14 protein-coding genes are annotated in these 17,639 nt (G+C 58.3%); 11 read left to right on the top strand and 3 right to left on the bottom strand.

Annotation, left to right across the window (positions count from 1 at the left end):
- Positions 1-118: 118 nt before the first annotated feature.
- The 3 genes from lsrR (at position 119) to V1603_RS23625 (ending at position 4,917) form a co-directional block, all read left to right on the top strand.
- Positions 119-1,087: a transcriptional regulator LsrR gene (gene lsrR, locus V1603_RS23615; protein WP_395313349.1), complete on the top strand. Its 969-nt coding sequence runs from the start codon at positions 119-121 to the stop codon at positions 1,085-1,087.
- Positions 1,088-1,121: 34 nt separating this feature from the next.
- Positions 1,122-2,717 carry an autoinducer-2 kinase gene (gene lsrK, locus V1603_RS23620; RefSeq protein ID WP_395313350.1) on the top strand — a complete coding sequence of 532 codons (1,596 nt, stop codon included), beginning with the start codon at positions 1,122-1,124 and terminating at the stop codon, positions 2,715-2,717.
- 178 nt (positions 2,718-2,895) lie between these two features.
- Positions 2,896-4,917 carry an FAD-dependent oxidoreductase gene (locus V1603_RS23625; protein ID WP_395313351.1) on the top strand — a complete coding sequence of 674 codons (2,022 nt, stop codon included), beginning with the start codon at positions 2,896-2,898 and terminating at the stop codon, positions 4,915-4,917.
- Positions 4,918-5,037: 120 nt separating this feature from the next.
- Here V1603_RS23625 and rlmG read toward each other — a convergent pair whose 3' ends face one another.
- The gene (rlmG, locus tag V1603_RS23630) at positions 5,038-6,174 is read right to left on the bottom strand and encodes a 23S rRNA (guanine(1835)-N(2))-methyltransferase RlmG (RefSeq protein ID WP_163329724.1); all 1,137 of its coding nucleotides are present in this window, start codon (positions 6,172-6,174) and stop codon (positions 5,038-5,040) included.
- Between the two features lie 83 nt (positions 6,175-6,257).
- Between rlmG and V1603_RS23635 the strand changes: the two genes are divergently transcribed.
- The 4 genes from V1603_RS23635 to sstT all read left to right on the top strand — a co-directional run bounded on the left by V1603_RS23635 (position 6,258) and on the right by sstT (position 10,530).
- The gene (locus V1603_RS23635) at positions 6,258-6,761 is read left to right on the top strand and encodes a YgjP-like metallopeptidase domain-containing protein (protein WP_302220140.1); all 504 of its coding nucleotides are present in this window, start codon (positions 6,258-6,260) and stop codon (positions 6,759-6,761) included.
- A 70-nt stretch (positions 6,762-6,831) separates the two neighbouring features.
- Positions 6,832-7,830: a Gfo/Idh/MocA family protein gene (locus tag V1603_RS23640; RefSeq protein ID WP_395313352.1), complete on the top strand. Its 999-nt coding sequence runs from the start codon at positions 6,832-6,834 to the stop codon at positions 7,828-7,830.
- Positions 7,831-8,081: 251 nt separating this feature from the next.
- Positions 8,082-9,050 carry a TerC family protein gene (locus V1603_RS23645; protein ID WP_116342180.1) on the top strand — a complete coding sequence of 323 codons (969 nt, stop codon included), beginning with the start codon at positions 8,082-8,084 and terminating at the stop codon, positions 9,048-9,050.
- 238 nt (positions 9,051-9,288) lie between these two features.
- Positions 9,289-10,530: a serine/threonine transporter SstT gene (gene sstT, locus V1603_RS23650; RefSeq protein ID WP_116342182.1), complete on the top strand. Its 1,242-nt coding sequence runs from the start codon at positions 9,289-9,291 to the stop codon at positions 10,528-10,530.
- A gap of 80 nt (positions 10,531-10,610) precedes the next feature.
- Here the strand turns inward: sstT and V1603_RS23655 are convergent, their stop codons facing one another.
- Complete coding sequence (locus tag V1603_RS23655; protein ID WP_233002745.1) at positions 10,611-12,098, bottom strand: altronate dehydratase family protein; 1,488 nt, start codon at positions 12,096-12,098, stop codon at positions 10,611-10,613.
- 17 nt (positions 12,099-12,115) lie between these two features.
- Complete coding sequence (gene uxaC, locus V1603_RS23660) at positions 12,116-13,528, bottom strand: glucuronate isomerase (protein WP_233002744.1); 1,413 nt, start codon at positions 13,526-13,528, stop codon at positions 12,116-12,118.
- Between the two features lie 476 nt (positions 13,529-14,004).
- Here uxaC and V1603_RS23665 point away from each other — a divergent pair, with 476 nt between their 5' ends.
- The 4 genes from V1603_RS23665 to mzrA all read left to right on the top strand — a co-directional run bounded on the left by V1603_RS23665 (position 14,005) and on the right by mzrA (position 17,587).
- Positions 14,005-15,303 (top strand): MFS transporter, encoded by a 1,299-nt coding sequence (locus V1603_RS23665; protein WP_116342188.1) that lies wholly within the window; start codon positions 14,005-14,007, stop codon positions 15,301-15,303.
- 115 nt (positions 15,304-15,418) lie between these two features.
- Positions 15,419-16,195 (top strand): transcriptional regulator ExuR, encoded by a 777-nt coding sequence (exuR, locus tag V1603_RS23670; RefSeq protein ID WP_028014506.1) that lies wholly within the window; start codon positions 15,419-15,421, stop codon positions 16,193-16,195.
- 343 nt (positions 16,196-16,538) lie between these two features.
- Positions 16,539-17,201: a DedA family general envelope maintenance protein YqjA gene (gene yqjA / locus V1603_RS23675; RefSeq protein ID WP_008503144.1), complete on the top strand. Its 663-nt coding sequence runs from the start codon at positions 16,539-16,541 to the stop codon at positions 17,199-17,201.
- 2 nt (positions 17,202-17,203) lie between these two features.
- The gene (gene mzrA, locus V1603_RS23680; protein WP_116342191.1) at positions 17,204-17,587 is read left to right on the top strand and encodes an EnvZ/OmpR regulon moderator MzrA; all 384 of its coding nucleotides are present in this window, start codon (positions 17,204-17,206) and stop codon (positions 17,585-17,587) included.
- The last annotated feature ends 52 nt before the right edge of the window (positions 17,588-17,639 follow it).

Here is a 17,639-nt window from a genome sequence, read left to right on the forward strand (position 1 = left end):
ATCGATTGAGATACAGATAAACCAGAAACGATCGAAATGATCCGTTTTGTCGCGTGGCTCACACTTTCCCTCCGCGCCATCACGAACATATGATCTAAATTTTTATAAGAGTTCAACTATGAGCGATAAACGCACTGCGGAAGAAGGACGGTTTGCCGGGCTGGCGCTGGCGGAAGAGGAGCTGGTTGCGCGCGTGGCCTGGTGCTACTACCACGACGGATTAACCCAGCACGACATCGGCGAGCGGCTCGGGCTGCCGCGTTTGAAGATCTCCCGCCTGCTGGAGAAGGGTCGGCAGTCCGGGGTGATCCGCGTGCAGATCAACTCCCGCTACGAGGGCTGCCTGTCGCTGGAGACCGAGCTACAGCAGCGCTTTGGCCTGAAGCTGGTGCGCGTGATGCCCGCGTTAAATACGCCGCCGATGAACGTGCGGCTGGGCATAGGCGCGGCGCAGTCCTTGATGGGCGTGCTGGAGCCCGGCCAACTGCTGGCGGTGGGGTTTGGTGAAACCACCATGAGCAGCCTGCAGCACCTGAGCGGCTTTATCAGCTCGCAGCAGATCCGCCTGGTGACGCTCTCCGGCGGCGTCGGGCCGTATATGACCGGCATCGGCCAGCTGGACGCGGCCTGCAGCGTCAGCATGATCCCCGCCCCGCTTCGCGTGTCATCCGCCGAGGTGGCCGGGATCTTAAAACGCGAGACCAGCGTGCGGGACGTGATCCTCGCCGCCACCGCCGCCGACGTGGCGGTGGTCGGCATTGGTTCGGTGAACCAGCGCCGTGACGCCACCATACTGCGATCCGGCTATATCAGCGAAGGTGAACAGCTGATGTATGCCCGCAAAGGCGCGGTCGGCGACATTCTCGGCTATTTCCTCAATGCCGAGGGAGAATGCGTCGAGGAGCTGGAGATCCATAAAGAATTACTGGGCGTCACGCTCGATGAACTGGCGCAGCTGCCCACCATCGTTGGCGTGGCCGGAGGGGAAGAGAAAGCCGATGCGATTTATGCCGCACTGAAGGGTCGCCGTATCAATGGCCTGGTGACGGAGGAGACGACAGCCCGCGCGGTGCTGGCCCTGACGTAACGGGGTTGCCCTGCGCTAACAACGAGGCAAGCTCATGAGTTACCTTTTATCGTTAGATGCAGGGACAGGCAGCGTTCGCGCCGTGATTTTCGATTTACAGGGCAACCAGATTGCCGTCGGCCAGGCCGAGTGGAAGCACCTGAGCGTGGAGAACGTGCCGGGGTCGATGGAGTTCGACCTCGAAACCAACTGGCAGCTGGCCTGCCGGTGCATTCATCAGGCGCTGGAGCGTGCGCATCTGCGCGCGGCGGACATTCAGTCCGTCGCCTGCTGCTCGATGCGCGAAGGGATCGTACTGTACGACCGCAACGGCGAGGCCATCTGGGCCTGCGCCAACGTCGACGCCCGCGCCAGCCGCGAGGTGGCCGAACTCAAAGAGATCCACGATTACCGTTTTGAATCCGAAGTGTATGACGTCTCAGGGCAAACGCTGGCGCTGAGCGCCATGCCGCGCCTGCTGTGGCTGGCGCACCACCGTCCGGATATTTACCGCAAGGCCGCGACCATCACCATGATCAGCGACTGGCTGGCGGCGAAGCTCTCCGGCGAGCTGGCGGTCGACCCGTCTAACGCGGGCACGACGGGCATGCTGGATCTCTTCTCCCGCGACTGGCGTCCGGCGCTGCTCGACATGGCCGGGCTGCGCGCCGATATCCTCTCCCCGGTGAAAGAGACCGGCACCGTGCTGGGCGCTGTCACCAGAGAGGCCGCGCTGCAGAGCGGCCTGCGCGAGGGCACCCCGGTGGTGATGGGCGGCGGCGACGTGCAGCTGGGCTGTCTGGGGCTGGGCGTAGTTCGCGCCGGGCAAACCGCGGTGCTGGGCGGCACCTTCTGGCAGCAGGTGGTGAACCTGCCGCAGGTGCGCACCGACCCCGAGATGAACATCCGCGTGAACCCGCACGTGATTCCCGGCATGGCGCAGGCGGAGTCGATCAGCTTCTTTACCGGGCTGACCATGCGCTGGTTCCGCGACGCCTTCTGCGCGGAGGAGAAGCTGATTGCCGAGCGGATGGGGATGGACACCTATTCCCTGCTGGAAGAGATGGCGAGCCGCGTACCGGCAGGCTCCCACGGGGTGATGCCGATCTTCTCCGACGCGATGCATTTCAAGCAGTGGTACCACGCCGCGCCGTCGTTTATCAACCTCTCCATCGACCCGGAAAAGTGCAACAAAGCGACGCTGTTCCGTGCCCTTGAAGAGAACGCGGCGATCGTCTCGGCCTGCAACCTGGCGCAGATCTCTCGCTTCTCCGGCGTGACATTTGAGAGCCTGGTGTTTGCAGGCGGCGGTTCCAAAGGCGCCCTGTGGAGCCAGATCTTAAGCGACGTCACCGGGCTGCCGGTGCGCGTGCCGGAAGTGAAAGAGGCGACGGCGCTCGGCTGCGCGATAGCGGCAGGGGCTGGCGCGGGGCTGTTTGCGGATATGGCCTCGACGGGCGAACGGCTGGTGAAGTGGAGCCGCGAGTTCACGCCAAACCCGCAGCACCGCGAGCTGTACGACGGCATGATGCAGAAATGGCAGGCGGTGTACGCGGACCAGCTTGGGCTGGTGGACAGCGGGCTGACGACGTCGATGTGGCAGGCTCCGGGGCTGGTGCGGACATCCCCCTCACCCCGCCCCTCTCCCTGAGGGAGAGGGAGATTACGTCCCCTCTCCCTCAGGGAGAGGGTTAGGGTGAGGGCATCAGGCCACACCAATATTTGAATCCCATCACAATCACCGCATTCCCCTTTTCCCTTTTACTCCCCGCTGGCTAAATTAGTAACTCATCCGACCACATAACAATAATTTTACACTGGAAGAGACTATGAGCCGCTACCCGTCGTTATTCGCCCCTCTCGATCTGGGGTTCACCACACTCAAAAACCGCGTGTTGATGGGGTCGATGCACACCGGGCTGGAGGAGCATCCGGACGGGGCCGAGCGTCTGGCAGCCTTCTATGCCGAGCGCGCCCGCCACGGGGTGGCGCTGATTGTCACCGGCGGCGTGGCCCCTGCGCCTTCCGGCGTGGGTATGGAGGGCGGCGCGGTCCTGAACGATGCGTCACAGCTGCCGCACCACCGCATTGTGACCGACGCGGTACACCGCGAGGGCGGTAAAATCGCCCTGCAAATCCTGCACACCGGCCGCTACAGCTATCAGCCGAACCTGGTCGCGCCGTCGGCTCTTCAGGCTCCGATTAACCGTTTTAAACCTCACGCCCTGACCCACGATGAGATCCTGGCATTGATTGACGACTTCGCCCGCTGCGCGGCGCTGGCGCGCGAGGCGGGCTACGACGGCGTTGAGGTGATGGGTTCAGAAGGCTACCTGATCAACGAATTCCTCGCCGCACGCACCAACCAGCGCGACGACGAATGGGGCGGCGACTATGCCCGCCGGATGCGCTTTGCCGTGGAGGTGGTGCGCACGGTGCGCGAACGCGCGGGCGCGGACTTTATTATCATCTTCCGCCTGTCGATGCTCGACCTGGTAGAGGGCGGCGGCACGTTCGACGAAACCGTGCAGCTGGCGCAGGCGATTGAAGCAGCAGGTGCCACGATTATCAACACAGGCATCGGCTGGCATGAGGCGCGCATCCCGACCATCGCCACGCCGGTGCCGCGTGCGGCGTTCAGCTGGGTGACGCGGAAGCTGAAAGGCAAAGTGTCCGTTCCGCTGGTCACCACTAACCGCATTAACGACCCGCAGGTGGCGGACGATGTGATTTCACGCGGCGACGCCGATATGGTGTCGATGGCGCGGCCGTTCCTCGCGGATGCCGAACTGCTGTCTAAAGCGCAAAGCGGCCGGGCGGATGAGATCAACACCTGCATCGGCTGTAACCAGGCCTGTCTGGATCAGATCTTCGTCGGGAAGGTCACCTCCTGTCTGGTTAACCCGCGCGCCTGTCATGAAACCAAAATGCCGGTGGTTCCGGCGGTCAATAAAAAACGCCTGGCCGTTGTGGGCGCTGGCCCCGCAGGGCTGGCGTTTGCGGTGAACGCCGCCTCGCGCGGGCACAGCGTGACGCTGTTTGATGCGCTGGCGGAGATTGGCGGTCAGTTTAATATCGCCAAACAGATCCCCGGCAAAGAAGAGTTCTATGAAACGCTGCGCTACTACCGCCGGATGATCGAGCTGACGGGCGTCGAGCTGCGGCTTAACCAGTTTGTAAATGCGGCGGATCTGATCGGTTTCGACGAGGTGATCCTGGCGAGCGGGATCGTGCCGCGAACGCCTGCGATCGAAGGTATCAATCATCCGAAAGTATTGAGCTATCTGGATGTATTGCGAGACAAAACGCCGGTTGGCGAGAAGGTGGCGATTATCGGCTGCGGCGGTATCGGCTTTGATACCGCCATGTACTTAAGCCAGCCGGGCGAGGCCACCAGCCAGAACATTGCCGAGTTTTGCGTAGAATGGGGCATTGATACCAGCCTGAGCCAGTCCGGCGGATTACGCCCTGAAGGGCCGCAGCTGCCGAAAAGCCCGCGCCAGATCGTAATGCTCCAGCGTAAGGCCAGCAAGCCGGGCGAAGGGCTGGGCAAAACCACGGGCTGGATCCACCGCGCCACCCTGCTCTCGCGCGGGGTGAAAATGATCCCGGCGGTGAGCTACCAGAAGATCGACGACGAGGGTCTGCACGTCACGATCGGCGGCGAGCCGCAACTGCTGCGCGTGGATCATGTAATTTTGTGCGCCGGGCAGGAGCCAAAGCGGGATCTGGCCGATCCGCTGCGCGAGGCGGGTAAAACGGTGCATTTGATCGGCGGGTGCGACGTGGCGATGGAGCTGGATGCGCGGCGAGCCATTGCGCAGGGGACGAAATTAGCTCTGGAGATCTAGAGCATTGTCGGGCGGCCAGGGTAAAAGCAAAACGGCAACCCCGTTGCCGTTTTTAGTGTTTGCTCCCTCTCCCTGTGGGAGAGGGTTGGGGTGAGGGCATCAGGCCGCCCATACCCAATCTTACCGACGACGTCCCAGCTTCACCGACTTCAGCACCACGAATTTGTTATTGGTGGCAATGGTGACGCAGTTGCCGAAAATCTTCTTCAGCTTGTGGAAGTAGTCCAGGTGGCGGTTCGCCACGATGTACAGCTCGCCGTTGATTTTCAGGCAGCGTCGCGCGTGGTGGAACATCTCCCAGGCGACGTTATCCGTCAGGGCGTGCTTCTGGTGGAACGGCGGGTTGCAGAACACCGCGTTAAAGCGGAAAGGCTCTACGCCGGAGAGCGCGTTGTTGATCATAAACTCGCAGCGATCCACCGCTTCCGGCATGTTGGTTTCCACGTTCAGACGGCTGGAGGCCACCGCCATCGGCGACTCGTCGCTGAACACCACGCTGGCTTCCGGGTTTTTCGCCAGCAGCGTCAGGCCAATTACGCCGTTGCCGCAGCCCAGATCGACGATCTCCCCTTCCAGGTTTTCTGGCAGGTGCTCCATAAAGAAACGCGCCCCGATATCCAGACCGGTGCGGGAGAAAACGTTCGCAAGGTTGTGGATGGTCCAGTCGGTCCCTTCCAGCTTCCAGCTCAGGGTCTCCGGCGCGTCGGCCAGCTCCGGCGCGCTGAACGTGCAGTTGATCAGGCGCGCTTTTTTCCAGGCCAGCGTCGTGGTGGTCGGGCCAAGGACCTTCTCGAACAGCTCCAGCGTCGAGGTGTGAATATCGCGCGCTTTGGCACCCGCGATGATGCGGGTTTCCGGCGTCACGACCTTACGCAGCGCGCGCAGCTGCTGCTCCAGCAGCGCCATGGTTTTTGGCACTTTAATCAGTACCACACCCGGTGCCTGCGGGTAGTCCGCGGTGCTGTCGAGGAACTTCACGCTGGACTCGTCGAGGTCGTTATGGCGCAGGTTTTCACGCGTTGCCAGCTCGCTTAAGTAGGAATCGCCGATGCTGTAAGGCGTGTGCTCCGCCAGGGCGCAGCCGAGCGCGCCAAACGCGTCATTCAGGATCAAAACCGGGCCGCGGATTTCAGTCTCATCCAACTGCTGCAGCAGATATTCATCCGCCGCTTCCCACGCCTGAAGCGGGTTAACGTCGTCCGTTTCCGGGAAACGTTTAAGGTTGAGTGAACGGAAACCGTTGTCTAAGTGGCTCATCGGCCCTCCTGAATGGTAAAATTTGGCGTATCCCTGAAAAGGGTGCGTGAGTATACCCGTTTTATTGTCGATTTGGGGCGTTGATGAACCAACTAACTTATCTCCAGGGCTACCCGGAGCATTTACTTTCTCAGGTTCGCACCCTGATTGCCGAGCAAAAGCTCGGCGCGGTACTGGAAAAACGCTATCCCGGCACGCACGATTTCGCGACCGATAAGGCCCTCTGGCAGTATACGCAGGATCTGAAAAACCGGTATCTGAAGAGCGCGCCGCCGATCAACAAGGTGATGTACGACAACAAGATCCACGTGCTAAAAAACGCGCTCGGCCTGCACACTGCGATTTCCCGCGTGCAGGGCGGCAAGCTGAAGGCGAAGGCCGAAATCCGCGTCGCGACGGTTTTCCGTAACGCGCCGGAAGCCTTTCTGCGGATGATCGTGGTCCATGAGCTGGCGCATCTGAAAGAGAAAGAGCACGACAAAGCGTTCTATTCCCTGTGCTGCCACATGGAGCCGCAGTACCATCAGCTGGAGTTTGACACCCGTTTGTGGCTTACGCATTTATCGTTAAATGGTAATGCGGAATAGCGCACTGGTTTTGCAATAATCCCGTGCTAAAGTGGCTTAAGGTTCCCCGCTACGGAGTACGTAAACGTTTATGATACGTTTCGCAGTCATTGGTACGAACTGGATCACGCGCCAGTTCGTCGACGCCGCCCACGAAACCGGCAAACTTAAACTCACCGCAGTTTACTCCCGCAGCCTTGAGCAGGCGCAGAGTTTTGCTAACGACTACCTCGTCGAACATCTCTTTACCTCCCTTGATGAGATGGCGCAAAGCGACGCCATTGACGCGGTCTATATCGCCAGCCCGAACTCCCTGCACTTCCCGCAAACGGCGCTGTTTCTCAGCCATAAAAAGCATGTGATCTGCGAGAAGCCGCTGGCCTCGAATATTGAGGAAGTGGAAGCGGCCATTGCGCTTGCCCGCGAAAATCAGGTGGTGCTGTTCGAAGCGTTCAAAACCGCAAGCCTGCCGAATTTCCTGCTGCTGCAGCAGTCCCTGCCGAAAATTGGCAAAGTGCGTAAAGCCTTTATCAACTACTGCCAGTATTCGTCGCGCTATCAGCGCTATCTCGACGGCGAAAACCCGAATACCTTTAATCCGGCCTTCTCAAACGGCTCCATCATGGACATTGGTTTTTACTGCCTGGCCTCTGCGGTCGCGCTGTGGGGCGAGCCGCACGGCGTCACGGCCACCGCCAGCCTGCTTGAGAGCGGCGTGGATGCGCACGGTTTGGTGGTGCTGGATTACGGTGATTTTAGCGTCACCCTGCAGCACTCCAAGGTGAGCGATTCCGTGTTGCCGAGCGAAATTCAGGGCGAAGCCGGGTCGCTGGTCATCGAGAAAATCTCCGAATGCCAGAAGGTGAGCTTTGTGCCGCGCGGCGGGAAAGCGCAGGAGCTGACGCAGCCTCAGCATATTAACACTATGCTCTATGAGGCAGAGGTCTTCGCCCGTCTGGTGGAAGACAACGAAGTGAATCACCCTGGCCTCGCGGTTAGCCGCGCCACGGCGAAGCTGCAAACGGAGATCCGCCGCCAGACCGGCGTAGTGTTTCCGGCAGACGGCGTGAGCGCGGAAGCTATCGCGTAAAGGTGTGTAATGAAACGGCGCAGACCATTGACGAAACCAATGGTCTGACATATTTTGTTACCTGCAAAGGGGAGTAACTTCTTCGCCGGTGGATCGTCATTACGATGCGTGCAAAACCGCATCCGGTCGCCGGGCAACCTTCGTGGTTGTAAGTGAGACCTTGCCGGGAGGCGAGGTCTATGCATAAAAAGCTAACGGCTATCGTCTTCTGACCATAGCCGTTTTTGTTTTTTATGTGTAAGGAAAATAGTATGCATTCTGTCGGCACTCCAATGCTGTGGGGCGGATTCGCGGTTGTCGTGCTCATCATGCTGGCGATCGACCTCTTTTTGCAGGGTCGTCGCGGCGAGCACGGCATGAGCGTCAAGCAGGCCGCCGTCTGGTCGCTGGTGTGGGTTAGCCTCTCACTCCTTTTCTGCGCCGCCTTCTGGTGGTATCTGGCCTCGACCGAAGGCCGTGCGGTGGCCGATCCTCAGGCGCTCGCCTTCCTCACCGGCTATCTGATTGAAAAAGCCCTGGCGGTTGATAACGTCTTCGTCTGGCTGATGCTGTTCAGCTACTTTGCCGTGCCTGCGGCCCTGCAGCGCCGCGTGCTGGTATACGGCGTGCTGGGTGCCATTGTCCTGCGTACCATCATGATCTTCGCCGGCAGCTGGCTGATTACCCAGTTCGAATGGCTGCTGTACGTGTTCGGCGCGTTCCTGCTGTTCACCGGGGTCAAAATGGCGCTGGCGAAAGAAGACGATACCGGTATCGGCGATAAGCCGCTGGTGAAGTGGATCCGCGGCCATCTGCGCATGACCGACAAGATCGAGAGCGAGCACTTCTTCGTGCGTAAGAACGGCCTGCTGTTTGCTACCCCGCTGCTGCTGGTGCTGATTCTGGTCGAGCTGAGCGACGTGATTTTCGCCGTAGACAGCATCCCGGCAATCTTCGCGGTGACCACCGACCCGTTCATCGTGCTGACCTCTAACCTGTTTGCGATCCTCGGTCTGCGTGCCATGTACTTCCTGCTGGCAGGCGCGGCGGAGCGCTTCTCAATGCTGAAGTACGGCCTGTCGGTGATCCTGGTGTTTATCGGTATCAAGATGCTGATCGTCGATTTCTACCACATCCCGATCGCTATCTCGCTTGGCGTGGTGTTCGGCATTCTGCTGGTGACGCTGCTTATCAATACCTGGGTTAACCGCCAGCACGATAAGAAGCAGCAGGTGGAGTAAAACGTTCGGTGCGGGCTGATGCCCTCATCCCGACCCTCTCCCACAGGGAGAGGGTGAACACACTTTTGTAACTCAACAGTTAAAAAATATGACGCAACACGTAAAATCCAGCATTTTACGCTTCCGCCTTTCGCTCCTTTCCCTGATACTCAACCAGGCAAACAAATACTTACATCCGGACACAAATGTGACTTAGAGCACATCCAGGATGGAACGCAATTTCACTCAGGAATAACGTATGAGCACACAATCACGCGGTCTGTTCGCGCGCCTGGCGCAGGGCAGTCTTGTAAAACAAATTCTGGTCGGGTTGGTACTGGGTATTCTGCTGGCGATGGTGTCAAAACCTGCCGCGGAAGCCACGGGGCTGCTCGGTACCCTTTTCGTTGGCGCACTGAAGGCCGTCGCACCGGTACTGGTTCTGATGCTGGTGATGGCGTCAATTGCCAACCATCAGCACGGACAAAAAACCAACATTCGCCCTATTCTGTTCCTGTATCTGCTGGGAACCTTCTCTGCGGCCTTAACGGCCGTTGTGTTCAGCTTCCTGTTCCCGTCCACGCTGCACCTGACCAGCGCGGCCGGTGATATCACGCCGCCGTCCGGTATTGTCGAAGTCCTTCGCGGCCTGCTGATGAGCATGGTTTCTAACCCCATCACCGCGCTGATGAGCGGAAACTACATTGGTATTCTGGTCTGGGCGATTGGACTGGGCTTCGCGCTGCGTCACGGCAACGAGACCACGAAAAACCTGGTGAATGATATGTCGAACGCCGTCACCTTTATGGTGAAACTGGTGATTCGCTTTGCGCCAGTCGGTATTTTCGGGCTGGTCTCTTCCACGCTGGCGACCACCGGTTTCGACGCGCTGTGGGGCTACGCGCAGCTGCTGGTTGTTCTGGTCGGCTGTATGCTGCTGGTGGCGCTGGTGATCAACCCGCTGCTGGTGTTCTGGCAGATCCGCCGTAACCCGTATCCGCTGGTGCTGACCTGCCTGCGCGAGAGCGGCGTGTATGCCTTCTTCACCCGCAGCTCTGCGGCGAACATTCCCGTGAACATGGCGCTGGCGGAGAAGCTGAACCTGGACCGCGATACCTACTCCGTGTCGATCCCGCTGGGCGCAACCGTGAACATGGCGGGCGCGGCGATCACCATCACCGTGCTGACCCTGGCGGCAGTGCATACGCTGGGTATTCCTGTGGATCTGCCAACGGCGCTGCTGTTGAGCGTGGTGGCGTCGCTGTGTGCCTGCGGCGCATCCGGCGTGGCGGGCGGTTCGCTGCTGCTGATCCCGCTGGCGTGCAATATGTTTGGCATCCCGAACGAGATTGCGATGCAGGTTGTGGCCGTCGGCTTCATCATCGGCGTGCTGCAGGACTCCTGTGAAACCGCGCTGAACTCCTCTACCGACGTGCTGTTCACCGCAGCGGCCTGTCAGGCGGAAGACGCGCGTTTAGCGAAGAATGCCCTGCGAGGTTAACAGCAAAACGGCAACCCTGAGGTTGCCGTTTTTAGTGTTTGTACCCTCTCCCCGTGGGAGAGGGCATCAGGCCGCACCGATTAAAGCGTCACACCACTCTTAAAGATCGCCAGCTCGCGGAAGTCGTTCTTCTCATTGCAGGTCTGCCTGCCGTTAGCAAACTCCACGATAGTGTCCACGAACTCCGTCAGCAGCTGCGGCATCGCTTTGCCGTGGATCAGCTGGCCCGCATCAAAGTCGATCCAGTGTTTTTTCTTCGCCGCCAGCTCGCTGTTGGTGGCGATTTTGACCGTCGGCACAAAACCGCCGTATGGCGTACCGCGACCGGTGCTGAACAGCACCATATGACAGCCCGCCCCTGCCAGCGCGCTGGTGGCGACCGCATCGTTACCCGGTGCGCTCAGCAGGTTCAGACCGTGGGTTTTCAGGCGTTCGCCGTAGCGCAGAACATCCACCACCTGGCTGGCGCCCGCTTTCTGGGTGCAGCCGAGGGATTTCTCCTCCAGCGTGGTGATCCCACCCGCCTTATTACCCGGCGACGGGTTTTCATAAATCGGCTGATTGTGGGCGATGAAGTACTGTTTGAAGTCATTCACCATGGTAACGGTCTTCTCAAACGTCTCTTCGTCGCGGCAGTGGCTCATCAGAATGCGCTCCGCGCCGAACATTTCCGGCACTTCGGTCAGCACCGTCGTACCGCCGTTGGCGATCACGTAATCCGAGAAGCGGCCCAGCATCGGGTTGGCGGTGATCCCGGAAAGGCCGTCAGACCCACCGCACTCCAGCCCAAACTTCAGCTCGCTCAGCCTGCCCGGCTCGCGCCTGTCGTGGCGCATCACCTCATAAAGCTGGTGCAGCAGCTCAACGCCCGCCTCTACTTCGTCGTCCTGATGCTGGCACACCATGAAGTGCACGCGCTCAGGATCGAATTCACCCAGCGTGTCGCGGAAGGCATCCACCTGGTTGTTTTCGCAGCCGAGGCCGATCACCAGCACCGCGCCCGCGTTCGGGTGGCGCACCATGTTTTGCAGCATGGTGCGGGTATTGATGTGGTCATCGCCCAGCTGCGAGCAGCCGTAGGTGTGGCTGAACAGATGCACGCCGTCGGTGCCTTCGGCATTGTTGGTCTCTTTCAGGAAACGCGTCTGAATTTGACGCGCAATGCCGTTGACGCAGCCGACGGTCGGCAGGATCCACAGCTCGTTGCGGATCCCAACCTCACCATTAGCGCGGCGGTAGATCTGCACTTCACGATCCGCCGCCTGCACATTTTCTTCGGGTAAATCAGGTTGATAGCTGTACTCGTCCAGATCGCTCAGATTCGTGCGCGCGTTGTGGGAATGAATATATTCACCCGGCGCAATATCCGCCAGCGCATGTCCGATGGGCAAACCGTACTTCACCACGTTCTCCCCCTTTGCAATGGGGAACAAGGCAAACTTGTGTCCACGTCCAATGGCCTGGCGTAACGTGACCAACTGGTTGTCAAAGGTCACTTCCGTGCCTTCGGTTAAATCTGCCAGCGCGACGGCGACGTTATCCAGCGAATGGATTTTGATGTATTGCATATCAACCTCAGAAGGTCTTAGTTCAGTTCAATGGCGAAGTAGTCACGCGCATTGTTAAAGCAGATGTTTCTCACCATGTCGCCCAGCAGCTGGAGATCCGCTGGCGCTTCACCCGCATGCACCCAGCGGCCAATCATCTGGCACAGAATGCGGCGGAAGTATTCGTGGCGCGTGTAAGAGAGGAAGCTGCGGCTGTCGGTCAGCATGCCGACAAAGCGGCTCAGCAGGCCCAGCTGCGCCAGTTGCGTCATCTGCCGCTCCATGCCGTCTTTCTGATCGTTGAACCACCAGCCGGAGCCGAACTGCATCTTGCCCGGCATCCCTTCGCCCTGGAAGTTGCCGACCATGGTGCCCAGCACTTCGTTATCGCGCGGGTTCAGGCAGTACAGAATGGTTTTCGGCAGCAGGTTCTGTTCGTTCTGTTTGCTCAGCAGTCTGGACAGCTCTTCCGCCAACGGACGGTCGTTGATGGAGTCGAAGCCCACGTCCGCGCCCAGCAGTTTGAACTGGCGCTGGTTGTTATTGCGCAGCGCGCCGATGTGGTACTGCTGTACCCAGCCGCGACGGGCGTATTCCGCACCGAGGAACACCAGCACCGCGGTTTTGAACTGCGCCACTTCATGCTGGCTAAGCGATTCACCGGACAGACGACGCGCCAGGATACTGTCCAGTTCGGCTTCGTTTGATTCCGCAAAGAGCACCACGTCCAGCGCGTGGTCAGACACTTTACAGCCGTGCGCCGCGAAGTGATCCAGGCGTTTAGTCAGCGCAGTTTGCAGGTCAGCGAAACGACGAATATCGGTATCGGACACTTCCGCCAGCTTCGCCATGTAGTCGTTGAAGGTGGCCTGTTCGATGTTGAAGGCTTTGTCCGGGCGCCAGCTTGGCAGCACTTTGATGTCAAAAGAGGTGTCTTTGGCGACAAAGGCATGATGTTCCAGGGAGTCAATCGGATCGTCGGTGGTGCCCACCATCTTCACGTTCATCTGCTTCATGATGCCGCGCGCGGAGAAGTTATCCTGCGCCAGCAGCGCATTGCACTGGTCCCAGATCTCATCCGCCGTGGCGGGTGAAAGCAACTTGCCGGTGATGCCAAACGGACGGCGCAGTTCAAGGTGCGTCCAGTGGTAAAGCGGGTTACCGATGGTGTGCGGAACGGTCGCCGCCCAGGCATCAAACTTCTCGCGATCGGTCGCATCGCCGGTACACAGGCGCTCAGCCACACCGTTGGTACGCATCGCACGCCATTTATAGTGGTCACCCTTCAGCCAGATGTCATACAGGTTTTTGAAACGGTAATTTTCGGCAACCTGCTGCGGCGGTAAGTGGCAGTGGTAGTCGAAAATCGGCTGGTCTTTTGCGTAGTCGTGGTACAGGCGGCGAGCAAATTCGGTATCTAAGAGAAAATCTTCGGTCATAAACGGCGTCATTATCGTCTTCCTCATTACGGGAGCGTCAGAAAGCGTATGTTCATATGCTGCAAAGTTATCACACCAATTTCCACCCGCCGACGTTTTTTTCGTGAGTGAGATCAATAAACGTCGACAAAAAAATTACCCAAATTGGGGTAAATCACTCTACAGGCCGCGTCGATACTGGCTTCACCCGCAACGAATAATGACCCTACAAAGGATCATACATTTGTGATGTCACTCACCTTTTAAAGTTGTATGACAAGTTATCTTTTCGCCGTCGCAAACATTCAGCCGACGGAATGCATTACCGGTGTGAGAAACATCGGGTTTAACGGTACGGATACCAACTTATGCACGCTTACTTATGGCAAGGTTCGGGCCGTTCCGGGACATTCTCCCGGTTATGCCCCTCCCGTTACACAGCTGCTCCCGGAAACGGTTGAGAGGTTGCCGTGCTCTGGCGCGGAAATAACATAACGATGAGGTTTTAGATGCGTAAAATTAAAGGGTTACGTTGGTATATGATCGCGCTGGTGACACTGGGCACCGTGCTGGGCTACCTGACGCGTAACACCGTGGCAGCCGCGGCGCCGACGTTGATGGAAGAGCTGCATATCTCCACGCAGCAATACTCTTACATCATTGCCGCCTATTCCGCGGCATACACCATCATGCAGCCAGTCGCTGGCTATGTTCTGGATATTCTCGGTACCAAAATCGGATATGCCTTCTTCGCCATCGCCTGGGCGGTGTTCTGCGGCGCAACCGCGCTGGCAGGCAGCTGGGGCGGTCTGGCGCTGGCCCGTGGCGCGGTAGGGGCAGCGGAAGCGGCGATGATCCCGGCGGGGCTGAAAGCCAGCTCCGAGTGGTTCCCGGCAAAAGAGCGTTCCATTGCGGTCGGCTACTTCAACGTAGGCTCGTCCATCGGCGCGATGATTGCGCCGCCGCTGGTGGTGTGGGCTATCGTGATGCACAGCTGGCAGATGGCGTTCATCATCTCTGGCGTGCTGAGCTTTGCGTGGGCAATGGCGTGGCTGGTTTTCTATAAACACCCGCGCGATCAGAAGAAACTTTCCGAGGAAGAACGCGAATACATTATTGGTGGTCAGGAAGCGCAACATCAGACCAACAACGGTAAGAAGATGTCCGTCTGGCAGATCCTGGGCACCCGCCAGTTCTGGGGTATCGCCCTGCCGCGCTTCCTGGCTGAACCGGCCTGGGGGACCTTCAACGCCTGGATCCCGCTGTTCATGTTCAAGGTCTATGGCTTTAACCTGAAAGAGATCGCGATGTTCGCCTGGATGCCGATGCTGTTCGCTGACCTGGGCTGTATCGTGGGCGGCTACCTGCCGCCGCTGTTCCAGCGCTGGTTTGGGGTGAACCTGATTGTTTCCCGTAAGATGGTGGTGACCATGGGCGCGCTGCTGATGATTGGCCCGGGCATGATCGGTCTGTTCACCAGCCCCTACGTCGCTATCGCGCTGCTGTGCATCGGTGGTTTTGCGCACCAGTCGCTGTCCGGCGCGCTGATTACGCTCTCCTCTGACGTCTTCGGCCGTAACGAAGTGGCAACCGCCAACGGCCTGACCGGGATGGCCGCGTGGACCGCAAGTACCATGTTCGCACTGGTCGTCGGCGCGCTGGCGGATACCATCGGCTTCAGCCCGCTGTTCGCGGTGCTGGCAATCTTTGACCTGATGGGTGCGGTGGTTATCTGGACGGTGCTGAAAAGTAAATCTGCAGAGGAGCTGGCGAAAGAGTCCCTCGGGAAACCGGCTACGCAGAGTTAGCGAAAATACGTTTCACCGAAGCCGCCCGCGGGCGGCTTTTTTAATGGCAAAATCTGGAGAGTATTCCATGAAAGTGGTATAACAAATCATCTGCCGTACCCTGCCTGGAGCGCATATGGAAATCACCGAACCACGTCGTTTATATCAACAACTTGCTGCTGAGCTAAAAGATCGCATCGAGCAAGGGGTCTATCTTGTCGGTGATAAACTTCCCGCCGAGCGCTTTATCGCGGATGAAAAAAGTGTGAGCCGCACCGTAGTGCGCGAAGCGATTATCATGCTGGAAGTGGAAGGCTACGTCGAGGTACGCAAAGGTTCCGGCATTCACGTTATTTCTAATCAGCCTAAGCACTCTCCGGTGGCGGATGAAAGTCTGGAATTCGCCAGCTACGGTCCGTTTGAGCTGCTCCAGGCTCGCCAGCTGATCGAAAGCAATATTGCCGAATTTGCCGCCACGCAGGTGACCAAGCAGGACATCATGAAGCTGATGGAGATTCAGGAAAACGCCCGCAAGGAAAAATGTTTCCGTGATTCCGAGTGGGACCTGCAGTTTCACGTTCAGGTTGCCCTGGCCACCCAGAATACGGCGCTGGCGGCAATCGTTGAGAAAATGTGGACTCAGCGCGTTCACAACCCCTACTGGAAAAAACTGCACGATCACATCGATTCCCGCACGGTCGACAACTGGTGTGACGATCACGACCAGATCCTTAAGGCGCTGATTCGTAAAGATCCCCACGCGGCGAAACTGGCCATGTGGCAGCACCTGGAAAACACCAAGCAGATGCTGTTCAATGAAACCAGCGACGACTTCGAATTTAACGCCGACCGCTATCTTTTTGCTGATAATCCTGTCGTTCACCTCGATACGGCCCCGAGCGGCGCAAAATAGGTGACCTTTCTGCCGGCAGGCGCTTCGCTGCGCCTTCCCGCCTGAGTGGGTAAGCAAAACATATATAGTGTCAGCCTTTGTAAAATCCCTCGCTCACTTTCAGGGCTTACGCCAAAATCACCTCACCCTGCAAATTCTGTGACGCAGAACGTCGGGCTTTGTTACAATTGGATTCACTTCGTTATTTTGAAAGTTAGTGCTTGCTAACCAGCCAATTAACAGGGAACAGTGTTGGCCACAACTCAATGTGTCCGCGAGCGACCATAATGAAATCACAACAATGTCGCCGTGCTGTTTGTCCCGGATAACAGGCGAGACGTTAACCGATTTCCAGGAACACTGAATGGAACTTTTGACCCAACTGCTGCATGCCCTTTGGGCGCAGGATTTTGAAACGCTGGCCAACCCTTCCATGATTGGCATGCTCTATTTTGTCTTGTTTATGATCCTGTTCCTTGAGAATGGTTTGCTGCCTGCGGCCTTCTTACCGGGTGACAGTTTGCTGGTGCTTGTCGGCGTGCTGTGTGCCAAAGGCGCAATGGCGTTCCCGCAGACCATCTTATTACTGACCGTCGCGGCCAGCCTTGGCTGCTGGGTGAGTTATATCCAGGGAAGATGGCTGGGCAATACCCGAATAGTACAGAACTGGCTTTCCCATCTGCCTGCGCACTATCACCAGCGGGCACACCACCTGTTTCATAAGCATGGGCTTTCCGCGCTGCTGATTGGCCGCTTTATCGCCTTTGTACGCACCCTGCTGCCCACCATTGCCGGGCTGTCCGGGTTGAGCAGCGCACGCTTCCAGTTCTTCAACTGGATGAGCGGCCTGTTATGGGTTCTGATCCTGACGACGCTGGGCTATGCGCTGGGTAAAACGCCGGTCTTCATGAAATATGAAGATCAGCTGATGTCCTGCCTGATGCTGCTGCCTGTTGTTCTGCTGGTCTTCGGCCTGATTGGCTCGCTGGTTGTCCTGTGGAAGAAAAAATACGGAGCGCGAGGTTAACGATGGTTATCTCACCGCTCGCCATGCGCCGCTTTGCCTGTGCCTTTATTGCACTGGTGATGCTCAGCGCCATACTGCTGGCCTGGAACACGCTTTCACATCAGGACGCTACGCTGGCCATTCGTCCGGTAAACCAGGGGGGCGGTGTGCCTGACGGTTTTTCTGTCTGGCATCATCTGGATGCAAACGGCATCCGCTTTAAAAGCATCACCCCGCAGGACGATGTTTTACTGATTAAGTTTGATTCCCGTGCGCAGAGCGCCGCCGCGAAAGCCGTTCTTGACCGTACGCTGCCGCACGGATATATCATTGCCCAGCAGGAAGACGACAACTCGCCGGCCGCATGGCTGTCGTTGATTCGCGATACGTCGCATCGGTTCGGATAACTTCCAGGATTCCGAATCTTTTCACTCACTTTGGTGAATCCCCCGTTTACTT

The organism is Enterobacter sp. ECC-219 (assembly GCF_043966805.1).
GTDB classification, from domain to species: Bacteria; Pseudomonadota; Gammaproteobacteria; order Enterobacterales; family Enterobacteriaceae; genus Enterobacter; species Enterobacter cloacae_N.

What these genes read in the sequence shown, in the direction of transcription:
- lsrR (WP_395313349.1), top strand. Translation starts at nt 119, where the DNA reads ATGAGCGATAAACGCACTGCGGAAGAAGGACGGTTTGCCGGGCTGGCG.
- lsrK (WP_395313350.1), top strand. Translation starts at nt 1,122, where the DNA reads ATGAGTTACCTTTTATCGTTAGATGCAGGGACAGGCAGCGTTCGCGCC.
- V1603_RS23625 (WP_395313351.1), top strand. Translation starts at nt 2,896, where the DNA reads ATGAGCCGCTACCCGTCGTTATTCGCCCCTCTCGATCTGGGGTTCACC.
- rlmG (WP_163329724.1), bottom strand. Translation starts at nt 6,174, where the DNA reads ATGAGCCACTTAGACAACGGTTTCCGTTCACTCAACCTTAAACGTTTC.
- V1603_RS23635 (WP_302220140.1), top strand. Translation starts at nt 6,258, where the DNA reads ATGAACCAACTAACTTATCTCCAGGGCTACCCGGAGCATTTACTTTCT.
- V1603_RS23640 (WP_395313352.1), top strand. Translation starts at nt 6,832, where the DNA reads ATGATACGTTTCGCAGTCATTGGTACGAACTGGATCACGCGCCAGTTC.
- V1603_RS23645 (WP_116342180.1), top strand. Translation starts at nt 8,082, where the DNA reads ATGCATTCTGTCGGCACTCCAATGCTGTGGGGCGGATTCGCGGTTGTC.
- sstT (WP_116342182.1), top strand. Translation starts at nt 9,289, where the DNA reads ATGAGCACACAATCACGCGGTCTGTTCGCGCGCCTGGCGCAGGGCAGT.
- V1603_RS23655 (WP_233002745.1), bottom strand. Translation starts at nt 12,098, where the DNA reads ATGCAATACATCAAAATCCATTCGCTGGATAACGTCGCCGTCGCGCTG.
- uxaC (WP_233002744.1), bottom strand. Translation starts at nt 13,528, where the DNA reads ATGACGCCGTTTATGACCGAAGATTTTCTCTTAGATACCGAATTTGCT.
- V1603_RS23665 (WP_116342188.1), top strand. Translation starts at nt 14,005, where the DNA reads ATGCGTAAAATTAAAGGGTTACGTTGGTATATGATCGCGCTGGTGACA.
- exuR (WP_028014506.1), top strand. Translation starts at nt 15,419, where the DNA reads ATGGAAATCACCGAACCACGTCGTTTATATCAACAACTTGCTGCTGAG.
- yqjA (WP_008503144.1), top strand. Translation starts at nt 16,539, where the DNA reads ATGGAACTTTTGACCCAACTGCTGCATGCCCTTTGGGCGCAGGATTTT.
- mzrA (WP_116342191.1), top strand. Translation starts at nt 17,204, where the DNA reads ATGGTTATCTCACCGCTCGCCATGCGCCGCTTTGCCTGTGCCTTTATT.